Here is a 15,624-nt window from a genome sequence, read left to right as displayed (position 1 = left end):
CTGACGCAGCAAGGTGGCGAGGCTGGGGCGGGGCGGAGTGCGATCGGGCATGCGCGCGGGCGACGACGGCGAGAGCCGTATTCAAGCACGCGCCGGCGGGATCTGCAGTGCGCTGCCGGCGGATCGCGGCCTTTCTCAGCGCTGGACGCTCTACGGAGCGAGGGGCCCGCGGCGTACTCAGCGCGACTTGCGGGTGTCGAGCAGGTCGAGCAAGCCGGCGCGCTGACGCGGGCTCAGGCTGTCGAAGCGCTCCAGCAGGCGCAGTTGCTGGTCGGTGAACTGGTAGTGGTTGGGCAGCTCGCCGATGGCCGCGGCGTCCACCGCCATCGGTTCGCCGAACACGCGCTCGCCACGGCCGGTGGCCAGGTACTCGAAGTGCAGCCCGCTGCGGCGGGCCAGGGCGATCAGGTGCTCCAGCGCTGGCGCGGTGCCTTCGGCCATTTCCCACTGCGCCACGGCGCTGCGGGTCACGCCCAGGTCCAGCGCCAGGGCCTCCTGGGTGAGGCCGGTGAGCTTGCGCGCTTCGCGCACCCGTTCGTACAGCTTGCTGTTCACACGCACCTCCGCAGGGGAGGCGAGATATAGCCGCGCCGGCCACTGCGCTTGGTTCGCGGCGCTGTCCATCAGTGAAATGTTAGCGATACTGTCTTCTGCGCTATGGGCCGGCTGGCCTTGCGGGGCCGCGCCCCGGCGTGGCCGTGCCCCGGTTCAGTCCCGGCGCACGCCGTCGATGCGCATCCAGTCGCCGTCCTGTTCGGTGCGCAGCTGGGTGAACCACGGGGCGTAGCGCTGCAGCAGCTCCTGTTCCTGACCATGCAGGATCCCGGACAGGGCGATGCGCCCGCCCGGCGCCACGCGCGCGGCCAGGGTCGGCGCCAGCGCATCCAGTGCCGAGGCGAGGATGTTGGCCACCACCACCGGATAGGTGGCCGTCGGTTCGTCGGCAGGCAGGTACACGGCCAGGCGCTCGCCCACCGCGTTGCGCTCGGCGTTGTCGTGGCTGGCCAGCAGCGCCTGCGGGTCGTTGTCCACCCCCACTGCGGCGGCGGCGCCCAGCTTCAGCGCGGCCAGCGCCAGGATTCCCGAGCCGCAGCCGAAATCGAGCACGCGCGCCTGCGCCAGGACGCCGTCGGTGGCCAGCGCATCCAGCCAGCGCAGGCACAGCGCGGTGGTCGGGTGGGTGCCGGAGCCGAACGCCAGGCCCGGGTCCAGGCGCACCACGGCGGCATCGGCGCCGCTGGCGTCTTCGGGCAGCTCATGGTTCCACGGCACGATGAAGGTGCGCGCGCCGAAGCGCATCGGCTGGAACTGGTCCAGCCACGCCCGTTCCCAGTCCTGGTCGTCGACCTTGCGGAAGGTGGCCTGGGTCCAGTCCAGCCCGGGGTCGAAGGCCTCCAGCGCAGCCAGCAGCACCAGCGCATCCTGCTCCTCGGGGAACAGCGCGGTGAGCACCAGCGTGCCCCACAGCGGGGTTTCGCCCACGCCCGGTTCCAGGATCGCGCGTTCGTTGCTGGTGTCGGCGTCGGCATCGAGCAGGGTCACCGCCAGCGCGCCGACATCCTCCAGCGCGGTCTCGTAGCGGGGCTGGGTGGCGTCGGTGCAGCGCAGGGTCAGTTCGAGGAACGGCATCGGTCGATGGGGCAATCAGGGGAAGCGCGCATCTTAGACGGGCGGCGGGCTTCGCGCTGGAGACTGTCTTGCGGCGGAGCGGGGTACGGCACGCATTTCGGCCGGTTGCGAACCACGTCCAGCTGGTGCCGTTCGGAATGCGACACGTGCCGGCGGTACGCGGCGTCACGCTGGCCGCGCCGGGCCCAGCAATGCGTCCGGACGCTGCCGGGCCAGCACCGGCACTGCGATCTGCACCGCGCCGCCCGTGGCGTCGTGCCGTTCGTCCGTGCCGCCGGTCCGCACGTCCATGCGCCGGGATCGCGGCATGCATTTGGCGCATGCCGCGCCCGTGGCCTGGGGTAGACTGCCGGCTCGCAGCGGCCGGGCGACAGGGGGTCCGGCTGCGCTTCTGCCCGTGGTCCGGCTCTTTCGCGCATGCCCGTCGTGTCCCGTCCAACCTGGCTGTTGCTGGCGCCCGCCGCGCTGTTGCTGGGCGTGGTCGCCTATCGCGCGCTGTCGCTGCCGGCTGCACCGGCGGCGTCCGTGCCGGCGAGCGTGGTGGCGGCCGACGCCTACCCCGCGTCCGCCACGCCGGCCACGGCGTCGCGCCAGGCGTCGACGCCTGCGCGCCCGCGTGAGGAGAACGAGGGCGAGCGCGGCGCCGACCTCTACCGCGCCGCGCAGCAACTGTCGATCGCCGCCGCGCACGGCGACCCCGAGGCGTCCTGGCGGCTCAGCCGCATCTACGACTACTGCGCCGGCTATGCGATGGACCCGGTCGGCTACGGGGCCGATACCCGCGCCATCGCCGACGCGCGCCTGCCGACCTCGGCGCAGATGGTGCAGGCGCGCGCCCGCGTCGGCCGCCGCTGCGCCGGCTTCGCGCCCGGCGACGGCCTGACCCGCCAGGCAATCGTCGCCCAGCGCGTGCAGGCCGCGCGCGGCGGCAACCTGGCCGCCGAAGCGGCGCTGCTGGCGCTGGGCCAGCCGTTGCATGCCGGCGCCGAGTACAAGCGCGATCTGGTCGCGCGGGTGCGCGCCTCCGGCGATCCCGATGCCTACGTGGCGCTGTCGCCGGCGATGGGCCTGGCCGCCAGCGGCGACGACAGCCTGGACGGGCGCGTGGCCGGCACCCAGTTTTCCGAATTGGCCTGGCAGTTGGCCGCCTGCAGGCTGGGATTGGATTGCGGCCCGGACAGCGAGCTGATGACCCGCTATTGCGCCAACGGCGGGATCTGCTCGCGCGACCCCACGCAGGACTTCAGCAGTTTTGTTTACGACGCCGCGGTGCCGCGGCAAGGCACGGACACGATGAACGACATGGTCAATCGACTGGTGGACAGCAAGGGAGCAGGCTCATGAATTACCGGCGATGGCTGCACGGCGCCAAATTCTGGTTCTGGGTCCTGGCCTTCGTCGCCTATTCGGCGGCGGCGGCGGGCCTGTTGCTGATCGACACCGCCGAGCAGCGCTACCGCGGCCTGTCCAAGGTCGAACTGACCACCGCGCACGCCGCGCCGGACGTGCGCCGCGCCGGCGCCGCGCAGGTGGCGGCGATCTACCGCGCCAACAGCGGCATGCCCTTCTCCACCCTGGCCCCGGGCAGCACCTTCCAGATCGTCTGGCCGGACGGCTCCACCGAGACGGTGATGATCGTCAGCCCGACCTCGAGCCTGGGCGTGGAGCCGGTGGCGGGAACCCAGCAGGGGAAGTAGCCGGGAGTGGGGAACCGGGAATGGGGAATCGCAAGAGCGGGTTCCCGGCCCCTCATTGCACTGCGCGGTGGTTGTCGCAACGATGTCGGCGACGGGCGCCGACGCGCTACGTCGAGGCCATTCGCTCCCGGGGCCTATTCGTTCCGCCCCGATCCCGTGGTGCTTATGCGAGCGCGCTAGCGAGGTCGCGGCCTTCACCGCCGAAACTCGGGAGCCGGCACTGCCGATTCCCGATTCCCGTTTCTCCATTCCCGGCTGTCAAACCAACGCAATCGACTTGTTCTTGCGCTCGGCCAGACGCTTTTCCAGGTAGTGGATGTTCTGGCCGCCGGCCTGGAAGCCCTTGTCGCGCATGATCCGCTGCTGCAGCGGGATGTTGGTCTTGATGCCGTCCACCACCATCTCGCTCAGCGCCACGCGCATGCGCGCGATCGCGGTCTCGCGGTCGGGGCCGTGCACGATCAGCTTGCCGATCATCGAGTCGTAGTTCGGCGGCACCTTGTAGCCGCTGTAGATGTGCGTGTCCACGCGCACGCCGGGACCGCCGGGCGGGTGGAAGCCGGTGATCAGGCCCGGGTTGGGCATGAAGGTTTCCGGGTCCTCGGCGTTGATGCGGCACTCGATCGCATGGCCGCGCAGGACGATGTCCTTCTGCTTGATGCTGAGCTTGTGCCCGGCGGCGATGCGCAGCTGCTCGCAGACCAGGTCGATGCCGGTGATGCGCTCGGTGACCGGGTGCTCCACCTGGATGCGCGTGTTCATTTCGATGAAGTAGAAGCGCCCGTTCTCGAACAGGAACTCGAAGGTGCCGGCGCCGCGGTAGCCGATGCGGATGCAGGCGTCCACGCAGACCTTGCCGATCTCGTTGCGCAGTTCCTCGGTGATGCCCGGCGCCGGCGCTTCCTCCACCACCTTCTGGTGGCGGCGCTGCATCGAGCAGTCGCGCTCGCCCAGGTGGATGGCGCCGCCCTGGCCGTCGGCCAGCACCTGGATCTCCACGTGGCGCGGGTTCTCCAGGAACTTCTCCATGTACACCTGGTCGTTGCTGAAGGCGGCCTTGGCCTCGGACTTGGTGGTTTCGATGGCGGCCTTCAGCGCGGCCTCCGAATGCACCACGCGCATGCCGCGGCCGCCGCCGCCGCCGGCGGCCTTGATGATCACCGGGTAGCCGATCTCGCGGGCGATCTTGGTGTTGGCGACGATGTCCTCGCCCAGCGGGCCGCCGGAGCCGGGCACGCACGGCACGCCGGCGGCCTTCATCGCGCGGATCGCCTCGACCTTGTCGCCCATCAGGCGGATGGTGTCGGCCTTGGGCCCGATGAAGATGAAGCCGGACTGCTCCACGCGCTCGGCGAAGTCGGCGTTCTCCGACAGGAAGCCGTAGCCGGGGTGGATGGCCTGGGCGTCGGTGACCTCGGCCGCGGCGATCAGCGCCGGGATGTTGAGGTAGCTCTCCGAGGAGGGCGCCGGGCCGATGCACACCGACTCGTCGGCCATGGCCACGTGCTTGAGGTTGCGGTCCACGGTGGAATGCACCGCGACCGTGCGGATGCCGAGCGTATGGCACGCGCGCAGGATGCGCAGCGCAATTTCGCCGCGATTGGCGATGACGACTTTATCGAGCATGGGAAGGGATTCCGAACGCGGGAGGTGTTCGGGACCCGGGACCCGGGACCGGGGACCCGGAAGAGCAGGAGCCAAAGCCGAATCCGGCGCTCTTGCTGTTCCGGGTCACCGGTCCCGGGTCCCGGGTCCCGGCTTCTTCAGCCGATGACAAACAAGGGCTGGTCAAACTCCACCGGCTGGCCGCTTTCGCCCAGGATCGCGACGATGGTGCCGGAGACGTCGGCTTCGATCGGGTTGAACATCTTCATCGCCTCGATGATCGCCAGGGTCTCGCCGGCCTTGACCGCCTGGCCGACGCTGACGAAGGCCGGCTTGTCCGGGGCCGGCGAGGTGTAGAAGGTGCCGACCATCGGCGCGCGCAGCACGTGGCCCTCGGGCAGGGCGTTGCCGGGCTTGGCGCTGCCGCCGGTGGAGGCCTCGGTGGGCGAGCTCATCGGCATCGGCGCGGCGGCGGCCGGCGCGGCCGCGGGGGCGGCGGCCACGTACTGCGGCGCGCTGGCGGTCATGCCCTTGGGGGTGCGCGCCAGGCGCACGCTTTCCTCGCCTTCCTTGATCTCGATCTCGGCGAGATTCGATTCTTCCAGCAGGTCGATCAGTTTCTTGATTTTGCGGAGATCCATAACGGCCTCGTGAGGTGACTTTGAAAAAGACCGGGCGCGCGGCCCGGGGACTCAGACGGGGGTGTGCGGTGCCGGTTGGGTGTGGGCGCGGCTCATGCGGCCGCTCCCAGCCGGGTCAGCGCCGCGTCCATCGCGTAGCGGTAGCTGTCGGCGCCGAAGCCGCAGACCACGCCGACCGCGTGGTCGCTGAAATAGCTGTGGTGGCGGAACGGCTCGCGGCTGTGCGGGTTGGACAGGTGGATCTCGATGAACGGGATCGCCACCGCCGCCAGCGCGTCGCGCAGCGCCACCGAGGTATGGGTGAACGCGGCTGGGTTGATCAGGATGAAGGCGGTGCCGTCGCCGCGCGCGGCCTGCACCCGGTCCACCAGCACGTGCTCGGCGTTGGACTGCAGGCTCTCCAGCGCGTGACCGGCGGCGCTGGCCTGGGCCAGCAGCGCGGCATCGATCTGCGCCAGGGTGGCATGGCCGTACACGCCCGGCTCGCGGGTGCCGAGCAGGTTGAGGTTGGGGCCATGCAGCAGCAGCAGTCGCGCCATCGGGAACAAAGCAGCGGAAAGGGCGGCAGTCTGCGCGAAGCCGGCATTGCTGTCCAGTTCGGCGAAGTTGCGGGTGTTTTAAACAAATGTTTGATTTTTCGCCGGTCTGCGTCGCGTCAGCGCAGGCATGGCGGGCCGACGACGGGCCGCGCCACTGCCTGCGGTTATGTCGCATCTTGCGCGGACCATGCAAGTGTCGCTGCAGCATGGGACGGCCACATTGCAGCGCCATCGCCGCTGCGCGTCGACGCGCCGGCGGAAGTGGTATATACCATTTCAAAATCACTGAAATACCAGTCGAGGGTAGGCGCATGCGAACCGAGCGTATTGGCCGTTGCGGCCTTGGCCGCCACATCCTGGCGTTCGCGCTGCTGGCCGGGGCGACCGCGCCCGCGCTGGCGGCGGGGCCGGCCACCCTGCCGGCGGTGTACCCGACGCCGACCGCGCTGCGCCTGCTCGGGCCGGAGCTGCCGCTGGGGCCGTCGGTGGTGCTGGTGCAGGCCGGCACGCCCGATCCGGCCAGCGAGGCGCTGGTGCGCACGGTGTTGCGCGAGGCCGGGGTCTCCCGCATCCGTCGCGCCGGCACACTGCCGCACGACCCGCAGGCGGTGTCGGTGGTGCTCGGCACCGTCGACGCGGCGCCGGTGCGCGATGCGCTGGCCGCCGTCGACCTGGACGTGCCGGAACGCGCGGAAGGCTATGCGCTGGGCAGCATGGCCCGCGGTCGCGGCACGCTGATCGTGCTGGCCGGCCGCGACGACGCCGGCCTGTACCACGCGGCGCAGACCTTCCGGCAACTGGTCGCGCCCGGGCGCATCGCCTCGGTGGCGGTGACCGACGCGCCGGCGATGCCGGTGCGCGGCACGATCGAGGGTTTCTACGGCAAGCCCTGGAGCATGGCCGAACGCGCCGCGCACCTGGCGTTCCTGGCGCGGTTCAAGGCCAACACCTACATCTACAGCCCCAAGGACGACGTGTTCGCGCGCGACCGCTGGCGCGCGCCTTACCCGGCGGCCACGCTGGCGGCGCTGGGCAAGCTGGCCGCGGTCGCCAACCGCGAGCACATCAACTTCGTCTACGCGCTCTCGCCGGGGCCGTCGATCTGCTACAGCGATGCGGCCGACCTGCAGGCGATCCGGCGCAAGTTCGCCGCGCTGCGCGCGCGCGGCGTGCGCAGCTTCTACATCGCCTTCGACGACATCGAATACACCAAGTGGAACTGCCCCGGCGACGCCACCGCATTCGGCCCGGCCGGCGAGCAGGCCGCGGCTACCGCGCAGGCGCGGTTGCTCAACGCGGTGCAGGCGGACATCGCCGCGGCCGGCCACGGCGCGCTGATCATGGTGCCGACCGAGTACTTCAACGTCACCGAGTCGCCGTACAAGGCGACGCTGCGCAAGGCGCTGGATCCGCGCGTGGTGGTGCAGTGGACCGGAACCGACGTGGTTCCGGCGTCGATCTCGGTGAGCGACGCGAAGAACGCCACCAAGGCGTTCGGGCGCAAGACCCTGCTGTGGGACAACTACCCGGTCAACGACTTCGCCGAGACCGCCGGGCGCCTGCTGCTGGCGCCGTACGACCGTCGCCAGGCCGGACTGTCGGCGGAATTGAGCGGCATCGTGTCCAATCCGATGAACCAGGAAGTGGCCAGCCGGCCGGCGGTAGCCGGGTTGCTTTCCTTCGCCTGGAACGACCGCGGCTACGACGCGCCGCGCACCTGGCGCGCGGCCGCGCGCGACCTGGCCGGCGGCGATGCGCAGGTGGCCGACGCGCTGCTGACCTTCTTCGACACCCAGCACCTGGCACCGACCTTCGGCCATCTGCCCTGGCAGCCGCAGGCGCCGCGGCTCAAGGCGCTGATCGATGCGACACGCGACGCGCTGGCCGACGGCGATCCGGCCGCCCGCAGCGCGGCGCTGGCCGCGCTGGGCCGCGCCGCCGACGACCTGGTGGCGGCACCGCAGCGCATCCGTGCCGGCACCACCACCGGCGCGTTCGTGGCCGAGGCAGCTCCATGGCTGGACGCGACCGCGCTATGGGGCCGCGCGCTGCGCCTGAGCGTGGACGGGCTGAACCAGGCGCTGGCCGGCGATCCGGCGGCCGAGCAGGCCTTCGCCACCGCCGGGCAACTCGCCGCGCAGGCCGCGGCGATTCCCTCCATTCCCGGCGCGACCCGTTTCGGCGGCCCGGTCAAGGTCGCCGACGGCGTGCTGGATACCTTCATCGCCGATGCGCCGGGCCTGGTGCAGCGTCCGCCGGCGCGGTAGGGCCCGGATCGGCGCACCACGGCGCTCCTTGCCGACGGCTCACCTGTTGCGTGGCACACGCCCGGTCCGGCGCGGCACCTTGCCGATGCGGCCCGCGCAGTGTCCGACACGAGGCGGCGGGCGGCGTCGTTGCCGGCGAGAACGCGCGGAGCTTGATCGGCCCCGCGGCGACGCCGCGCGAGGAGGCCGCAGCGGCGAGGGTGGTGCCGTTGGTACGTGCCGGCCCAGCGTTTCTGTGTCTGCCGCGGCGTCAGCGGCCTTCGGCTCGGCCTTGCCGATCGCCGTGCAGCCTGACTCATGGACATCGCCCATGTGCTGATGCCGCATTGCCATGGCGATCTGCGCACGCATTAACCGAGGGTTTACACCTCCGGCGGACATCCCGGGCACAAAGAACGCCCGACCGGCCAAGGTGCGAGCCATGCGAATTGCGATCATCGGCGCAGGATTCTGCGGCAACGTGCTGGCCGCGACGCTGGCCAGGCAGGGCGCCGCCCGCCACATCACCCTGGTCGGCGTGGCCGACACCTACGGCCGCGGCATCGCCTACGGTGCGGCGCGGCCGGAACACGTGTTGAACGTGCGCGCCAAGGACCTGGGCGTGGATCCGCAGGAGCCGGGCGGCTTCGCCGACGCCCTGCAGCTGGATGCCGCGCAACGCCTGCAGTTCCTGCCGCGGCTGCTGTACGGCCGCTACCTGCAGCAGCACCTGGACGATGCGCTGGCGGCGTCGCCGGTCGAGGTGGCGCGAGTGAGCGAGGAGGCGGTGGCGGTGGAGCGCGATCCGGACGGCTTCCGCCTGTTCCTGGCCAATGGCGAGGCCGTGGTCGCCGACGTGGTGGTGCTGGCGATCGGCGCGCTGCCGCCGGCGGCGCTGCCGGGCATCGGCCCGCGCCTGGCGGTGCATCGCCGCTACATCGGTTGGCCGTGGCAGGACGGTGTGCTGGACGAGGTGCCGCCGCAGGCGCGGCTGTTGCTGGTCGGCACCGGCCTGACCATGGCCGATGTGGCCCTGACCCTGCGCCGACGCGGACACCGCGGCCCGATCACCGCGCTGTCGCGGCGCGGCCTGGCGCCACAGGCGCACCTGGCGGTGCCGGGCGCGCCGGTGAGCCTGCCGCCCAGCGTCGTGCAGGCGCTGCGCAGCCACGACCTGCGCGGCCTGGTGCGCAGCCTGCGCCAACTGACCACGGTGGTGGAGGACTGGCGCTGCGTGGTGGATGCGCTGCGTCCGCACCTGCAGCCGTTCTGGCAAGACTTGGCGCCGGCGGCGCGCGCCCGCTTCCTGCGCCACCTGCGGCGGTACTGGGAAGCGGCGCGGCATCGGCTGGCGCCGGCCGCGGCGGCCGCGCTGGCGCAACTGCAGGCGCAGGGCCAGCTGCGCATCCGCGCCGGGCGCCTGCTGCGCGCGCGGCTGGGCGAAACCGCGGTGGAAGCGGTGATCCGCGATCGCGCCAGCAGCAACGCGCGCACCGAGGACTTCGATGTGCTGATCCGTGCCACCGGGCTGGACACCGACGTCGCCCGCACCAGCCATCCGCTGGTCGCCACGATGCGCGACGCCGGCCTGCTGCAGGCCGATCCACTGGGCCTGGGGCTGCAGGTGGACGAGCGCCTGCGGGTGCGCGACGGCAGCGGCCATCCGGTCGCCGGGCTGTACTGCATCGGGCCGCTGCTGCGTGGCGTGCTGTGGGAGATCACCGCGGTGCCGGAACTGCGCACCGCTGCGCAGCGCCTGGCCGAGGAGCTGGCGATGCTGGCGCAGGTGCGGACCGGGAATGGCAGTGTTGGCGAAGCACGCCAGCTGCAGGCGTTCTAGCGGACTGATCCGGTGCGGCGTGGACGTGGCGTGGGAGGCAACTCTCACGACGCCGCAGTGCGCTTTCCCGATAATGCAATGCGTCGGGACTGACGTCCCTCCCACAGTGCACCCGGCAGGTTCGCCGCAAGCCGCTTGGGAGGCGCGAGGTGAGTCGCGACAGCGCCATCGGCAATGCGTCGCCGACGCGGACGTCGCTCCCACAAGGGCGCGCATCGGCGGCTGGCTCGCCGGCTACTGCGTCGGCTGCGCGCCGCCGCCCACCCAGCCCTCCACTTCGCCCGGCGCGAACGGGCCGAGCTTCTGCCTGACGATGCGGCCGTCGGCGTCGATCAGCACGCTGTACGGCAGCAGGCCCTGGGTGTCGCCCAGGCGCACGCTGGCGTCGGCCGGGCCCGGGGTCTCCAGCGCGATCGGGTAGCCGATCGGCACCCGTTGCAGGAAGTCGCGCACGTCTTCGGCACGGTCCAGGGCGATGCCCAGCACCTGCAGGCCGTCGCTCGGTTGCGCGCGCGCCAGCCGGTCCAGTTCCGGCATCTCGCGCACGCAGGGTTCGCACCAGCTCGCCCACACGTTGACCAGCAGCGGCCGGCCGCGGAACTGGGCCAGGGTCAGGTGGCCGCCGTCGAGCGTGGGCAGGCGCAGCGCCGGGGCAGGATCGCCCGGGCGCGCCGCGGCGACCGGCGGCGCGGCCGCATGGCCGCTGGCCGTGGCGGACGTTGCCGGGGCCAGCGCCGGCGTCCGCCGTTCCCACCAGTGCGCCGCCGCCACGCCGAGCATCGCCGCCACCGCGGCGACCGCCAGCAGGCGCGCGCTGGCGGGAGTCATCGCGCCGCGCGCAGCAGGGCGTCCTCGACCACCGCCTGGCTCAGCACCGGCGGCAGTACCGTCGGCGGCGCGCCGGGGCCGTAGACCACGTACAGCGGCACGCCCACTGCCTTGTGCTCGGCGAGGAAGGCGCTGATGCGCGGATCCTCGTTGGTCCAGTCGCCCTTCATGTACACCGCGTCCACCCGCTTGATGGTGTCGCGGAACGCGTCGCTGTCGAACACGTTGCGTTCGTTGGCCTTGCAGGTGACGCACCAGTCGGCGGTCATGTTGACGAACACCACGCGGTTGTCGGTGCGCAGGCGGTCGAGCATCTGCGGCGAATAGGCCACGGTGTTGCGCTCGACGCTGGCGCTGGGCGGCGGCAGCCGGGTCACGCCCCAGGCCGGCACCAGCGCGGCCAGCAGCAGCACGGCGGCCAGGCGCATGCCGGTCTTGTGGTCGCGCCAGCGCGCGCGCTCGAACCACCACAGGCCCAGCGCCAGCAGGGTGGCGCCGATCAGCAGCAGCGCCACCGCGTCCACGCCGCGCTGCTTGCCCAGCACCCACAGCAGCCAGATCGCGCTCAGGTACATCGGGAACGCCAGCACCTGCTTGAGCGTTTCCATCCAGGCGCCGGGCTTGGGCAGGCGCCTGGCCAGCGAGGGCACGAAGCCGATCAGCAGGAACGGCAGCGCCAGGCCCAGGCCCAGGGTCAGGAACACCAGCATCGCCATCGCCGGCGGCGCGGTCAGCGCATAGCCCAGCGCCGGGCCCATGAACGGGCCGATGCAGGCGCTGGACACCACGCAGGCCAGCACGCCGGTGAAGAAATCGCCGACCGGGCCGCTGCGCGTGGACAGCGACTGGCCGACGCCGCCGAGGTTGGCGCTGAGGGTGAACACCCCCGACAGGCTCAGCCCGACCACGAACATCAGGTACACCAGCACCGCGACGAAGCCCGGGCGCTGCAGCTGGAAGCCCCACAGCAGCCGCGCGGCCACGGCGATGCCGCCGACCACGGCGAAGGAGGCGAGCACGCCCAGCGTGTACCACAGCGCATGGCTGCGGGCGCGGCCGCGGCTCTCGCCGCTCTGCGCCAGGCCCAGCACCTTCAGCGACAGGATCGGCAGCACGCACGGCAGCAGGTTCAGCAGCAGGCCGCCACCGAGCGCCAGCAGCAGGATCCACAGCAGGTTCTGCGTGGCCGGCGGCGGTGCGGCGCTGCGCGCGGCGTTGTGCGCCGAGGCGTCCGGCGTCGCCGGCAGGGCATCGGCGGCCGTGGCCGCGGCCGCGTCGTTGGCGTCGGCCTGGCGGCTGTCCAGCGGCGTCACCAGCAGCGGGCTGACCTCGGCCTGGTCGGCCGGGGTGACGGTGCCTTTGGGTAGCGCCAGCTTCACCCGCCGGGTCATCGGCGGGTAGCAGATGCCGTCGGTCTGGCAGCCCTGGAAGGTGGCCACCAGGGTCGCGGCGGTGGCGTCGGCGCGCTGGCGCTGCAGCGGCACGGTGACCTCGGTCTGGTCGAAGTACACCACCACGTTGCCGAAGTGTTCGTCCTGGTGCGAGCTGCCCTTGGGCCAGCGCGGCATGCCGGTGCGGATGCCGGGCGCGCCCTCCAGCGCCAGCGCGGTGCGGTCGCGATACAGGTAATAGCCGGGCGCCGGGGTGAAGCGCAGCAGCAGGGTATTGCCGTCGCCGACGATGGCTTCGAACTGGAACGCCTGGTCCGAGGGCAGCGGCAGGCCCTGCACCGCCGCGGTGCCGGGGCCGGGACCGAACAGCGGCTTGGCCCCGTTGCCGGCGCCCGGGCCGCTGCCCGGTAGCCCGCCCGTTGCGGCCGGCGGCGACAGTCCCGGTGCGGGATCGGTGGCGGCCGAGGCGGCCGGCAGGGTCACCTCGAGCAGGCGCTTCTGCGGCGGATAGCACACGCCTGCATCGGCGCAGCCCTGGTAGCGCACCTCCAACTGCACGCGGCTGGTGCCGGGATCGGCGACGCCGCTCTGCACCGCGTTCAGTTCGTCGCGGTAGGTCTCCACCTCGCCGAAGTACGGGTCGGTCTTCTTGTGGCCGGCCGGCAACTGCAGGGTCGGGTTGGGCTTGAAACCGCCGATCACCTTCACCGCGATGCGGTGCCGGTACAGGTAGTAGCCCTTGGCGATGTCCCAGTGCAGCGCGATGCGGCCGCGTTCGGGTGCCTGTGCGCTGAGCGCGAAGGCCTGGTCCACCGGCAGCAGGTCCTTTTCGCTGATCGCCAGGGCGGGGAAGGCGGCCACGGCCAGCAGGCACAGGGCGGCGAGGCGGTGCAGCAGGGTCATCGGCTTACGGTTCCTCACGGGTTTCGGCATGCACCCACTGCAGGTAGGCCGGCAGGCCGCCGGCGACCTCGAGTTCGACCAGTTCGGGGACCTCGTACGGGTGCAACGCGCACAGCCGCTGCCGCAACGCGGGCAGGCGGTCGGCGGCGGTCTTGATCAGCAGCAGCACCTCCTCGCCCTGTTCCACCTCGCCTTGCCAGCGATAGGTGGACTGCACGCCGGGCAGGCGGCTGACGCAGGCGGCCAGGCGTTCGTTGACCAGCGCCTGGGCGACCCGCGCGGCGCTGGCCGGATCGGGGCAGGTGCTGAGCAGCAAGCGGAGGGCGGGCGCGGACATGCGGCCGACAGTATAGGGATGCCGGCCGCGCTTTGGCGGCGCCCGCGAGGAAAGCCGGCGCCGCTCTGAATCCCCAATCCCGGATCCCCGCCCGCTGCAAATGCAGCGGGCGAGGCAATGGCTCAGTTGAGCAACTGGCAACTGGCCGGCTTGGCGGAAGTGAACAGCGACGAGGTCGCCCACTCCGGGTGGTCGATGAACGGGTTGCGGTTGCCCTGGAAGCTGTAGATCACCTCGTTGCGGGCGCGCTCGGCGTCGTCCGGCGGATCCTGCTGGCTCCACGCGATCAGGGTCGACAGCAGGCCCATGTAGGCCGGAGAGGACGAGGTCTTGACGATCTTGCTGCGGTCGTCGGTCAGCTCCAGGTCCGGCTCGGACTGCCCGGTCTTGGCATCCACGCCACCCTCATAGCGGATCGCCATGTACATCACCGCACGCGCCATGTCGCCCTTGCGGTGGTCCCACACCTCGAAGGTGCCGCTGTTGCCGTCCGGGGTGCGCACCCAGTTGGAATTGCCCGGGTAGCGGCCGCTGCCGCCGCCGAAGCCGGCGTTGGCCTCGGTGGCGCGCTCGCCGCAGTTGCTGTCGCACTTGGCGTAGGGCTTGTTGCCGCGGTCGGCGTTCCAGGTGGCGTCGGTCAGGTACAGCATGTGGGTGTCGGTGTACGGCGCGTAGGGCAGGCCCTTGTTGCCGGTGGCGGTGCCGAAGCCCAGCGAGTTCGGCCAGCTGTGCTCGCGGTTGTACTTCAGGCCGCTGCCGCTGCCGGCACGGTCGGTGCCCTTGGCATAGCTGCGGTTGCGGTAGGCGTCGAGGACGCGCTGGCTGTTGTTCGGATCCTCGTCGGCGATCTCCAGGATGGCCCAGGTGTCGGTGCCGGAGCTGCTGCTGTACGGATAGACGGTGTGGCCCTTGATCGTCTCGTGCAGCGAGCAGCGCAGCTGGCTGGGGCTGGAGGTGTTAACCCGCGAGTAGTAGCTGCCGGCGCCGTTGCCGCCGCCGCCCGAGCTGCTGGCGACGTTGAAGGCGACGCTGCGATCCTGCGCCGGATGCGCGCCGTCGGCATCGCTCACGCGTGCGGCGACGATGCTCAGGGTGCAGCTCTCGCCGGCCTTCAGCGCGGTGTTGGTGGACAGCGCGAACTGGGTGCCGCTGCTGGGGTAGGTCAGCGCCACGCTGCCGGACTGCTGGCAGCTCAGGCCGAACGCGCCGCTGGCCAGGCTCACCGCCTCGCTGAAGGTCACCGCCAGGTCGCCGGCGGCGGGGAAGTCGGTGGCGCCCTGGGTCGGGGTGGTGGCGGTCACGGTCGGCGCGGCGTTGCTGCCGCCGCCGCCGGCGAAGGTCTGGCCGTTGTTGCAGGCGCCGAAGGTGCTGGTGGCGCTGTCGCTCCAGCTGAAGTCGGCCGCGGCGCTGCCGTTGCCGCGCAGCTGCAGCGAGGTGCCGGCCGGGGTGCTGTTGCTCTCGCTGACCGGCAGGTTCTGGCTGGTCATGCCCGCGGCGGGGCCGCCGCCGCCGGTGATGGCGCCCTCGTAGCTGAGGAACTGCACCACCTTGCCGTTGCCGTCGACCAGCGCCAGGCCGTCGTTGGGCCCGTTCTGGATGCCGTTGCTGGCATAGCTGACGGTGGCGATGCGCACCTGCCCGCCGCAGCTGACCAGGTTGCCGGCCGGCACCGCGCTGTTGGCGTAGACGGTGGCCGAGCCGGGGGTGCTGCCGTTGTACAGGTAGACGCGGTAGCCGCTCAGGCTCTCCCCGGCGGTGGCGACGATCTCCACGCCTTCGCCGGTGTCGCCGGCGGCGGTGGCATCGTCGTAATGCAATTCGTTGATGAACACGGCGGCCTGGGCCGGCCCGGCAAGGGCGAGCAGGCAGGCCAGCGGCAGCGCAACGGCGGATGGCTTCATCGACAACTCCTTTTGGTGATGGATCCCCCCCTGGGTCCGCGGCCAGCCTAGCCTGCCTCTGTGACAC

Annotated in this window: 14 protein-coding genes; 4 read left to right on the top strand and 10 right to left on the bottom strand. The window is 71.6% G+C overall.

Annotation, left to right across the window (positions count from 1 at the left end; genetic code table 11):
* Window positions 1-177 precede the first annotated feature (177 nt).
* The 3 genes from SLW52_RS16115 to SLW52_RS16105 all read right to left on the bottom strand — a co-directional run bounded on the left by SLW52_RS16115 (window position 178) and on the right by SLW52_RS16105 (window position 1,920).
* Window positions 178-624, bottom strand: a complete 447-nt coding sequence (locus SLW52_RS16115) for a helix-turn-helix domain-containing protein (RefSeq protein WP_153752431.1) — start codon at window positions 622-624, stop codon at window positions 178-180.
* 84 nt (window positions 625-708) lie between these two features.
* Window positions 709-1,629 (bottom strand): 50S ribosomal protein L11 methyltransferase, encoded by a 921-nt coding sequence (gene prmA, locus SLW52_RS16110; RefSeq protein ID WP_295940061.1) that lies wholly within the window; start codon window positions 1,627-1,629, stop codon window positions 709-711.
* Between the two features lie 165 nt (window positions 1,630-1,794).
* The gene (locus SLW52_RS16105) at window positions 1,795-1,920 is read right to left on the bottom strand and encodes a hypothetical protein (RefSeq protein WP_320744252.1); all 126 of its coding nucleotides are present in this window, start codon (window positions 1,918-1,920) and stop codon (window positions 1,795-1,797) included.
* 126 nt (window positions 1,921-2,046) lie between these two features.
* Between SLW52_RS16105 and SLW52_RS16100 the strand changes: the two genes are divergently transcribed.
* Complete coding sequence (locus SLW52_RS16100; RefSeq protein WP_295940059.1) at window positions 2,047-2,973, top strand: hypothetical protein; 927 nt, start codon at window positions 2,047-2,049, stop codon at window positions 2,971-2,973.
* A complete protein-coding gene (locus SLW52_RS16095) occupies window positions 2,970-3,326 on the top strand; it encodes a hypothetical protein (protein WP_017911500.1) in 357 nt (118 codons plus the stop codon). Before SLW52_RS16100 ends, SLW52_RS16095 begins: the two co-directional genes overlap by 4 nt.
* Window positions 3,327-3,584: 258 nt before the next feature.
* On the opposite strand, the gene accC is transcribed toward SLW52_RS16095, so the two are convergent.
* From accC to aroQ, 3 genes are all read right to left on the bottom strand, one after another.
* On the bottom strand, window positions 3,585-4,952 hold the full coding sequence (gene accC, locus SLW52_RS16090) for an acetyl-CoA carboxylase biotin carboxylase subunit (RefSeq protein WP_017911501.1): 1,368 nt from the start codon (window positions 4,950-4,952) through the stop codon (window positions 3,585-3,587).
* A 137-nt stretch (window positions 4,953-5,089) separates the two neighbouring features.
* Window positions 5,090-5,572, bottom strand: coding sequence for an acetyl-CoA carboxylase biotin carboxyl carrier protein (gene accB / locus SLW52_RS16085; RefSeq protein WP_148827977.1), 483 nt, complete (start codon window positions 5,570-5,572; stop codon window positions 5,090-5,092).
* A 92-nt stretch (window positions 5,573-5,664) separates the two neighbouring features.
* On the bottom strand, window positions 5,665-6,111 hold the full coding sequence (aroQ, locus tag SLW52_RS16080; protein WP_019801847.1) for a type II 3-dehydroquinate dehydratase: 447 nt from the start codon (window positions 6,109-6,111) through the stop codon (window positions 5,665-5,667).
* 311 nt (window positions 6,112-6,422) lie between these two features.
* Here aroQ and SLW52_RS16075 point away from each other — a divergent pair, with 311 nt between their 5' ends.
* Complete coding sequence (locus SLW52_RS16075) at window positions 6,423-8,378, top strand: beta-N-acetylglucosaminidase domain-containing protein (RefSeq protein ID WP_320740706.1); 1,956 nt, start codon at window positions 6,423-6,425, stop codon at window positions 8,376-8,378.
* A 421-nt stretch (window positions 8,379-8,799) separates the two neighbouring features.
* Complete coding sequence (locus SLW52_RS16070; protein ID WP_320740705.1) at window positions 8,800-10,197, top strand: FAD/NAD(P)-binding protein; 1,398 nt, start codon at window positions 8,800-8,802, stop codon at window positions 10,195-10,197.
* Between the two features lie 234 nt (window positions 10,198-10,431).
* On the opposite strand, the gene SLW52_RS16065 is transcribed toward SLW52_RS16070, so the two are convergent.
* The 4 genes from SLW52_RS16065 to SLW52_RS16050 form a co-directional block, all read right to left on the bottom strand.
* Entirely contained in the window at window positions 10,432-11,025 is a 594-nt protein-coding gene (locus SLW52_RS16065) for a TlpA disulfide reductase family protein (RefSeq protein WP_320740704.1), read from the bottom strand.
* Window positions 11,022-13,319, bottom strand: coding sequence for a protein-disulfide reductase DsbD (locus tag SLW52_RS16060; RefSeq protein ID WP_320740702.1), 2,298 nt, complete (start codon window positions 13,317-13,319; stop codon window positions 11,022-11,024). The genes SLW52_RS16065 and SLW52_RS16060 overlap by 4 nt, the downstream gene beginning before the upstream one ends.
* A gap of 4 nt (window positions 13,320-13,323) precedes the next feature.
* Window positions 13,324-13,656: a divalent-cation tolerance protein CutA gene (gene cutA / locus SLW52_RS16055; protein WP_320740701.1), complete on the bottom strand. Its 333-nt coding sequence runs from the start codon at window positions 13,654-13,656 to the stop codon at window positions 13,324-13,326.
* Between the two features lie 122 nt (window positions 13,657-13,778).
* Window positions 13,779-15,557 (bottom strand): endonuclease, encoded by a 1,779-nt coding sequence (locus SLW52_RS16050; RefSeq protein ID WP_320740700.1) that lies wholly within the window; start codon window positions 15,555-15,557, stop codon window positions 13,779-13,781.
* Window positions 15,558-15,624 lie beyond the last annotated feature (67 nt).

It is taken from the genome of Xanthomonas sp. LF02-5, assembly GCF_034105325.1.
In the GTDB taxonomy this organism is placed as follows: Bacteria; Pseudomonadota; Gammaproteobacteria; order Xanthomonadales; family Xanthomonadaceae; genus Xanthomonas_A; species Xanthomonas_A sontii.
This window is presented reverse-complemented; position numbering and strand designations above follow the sequence as displayed.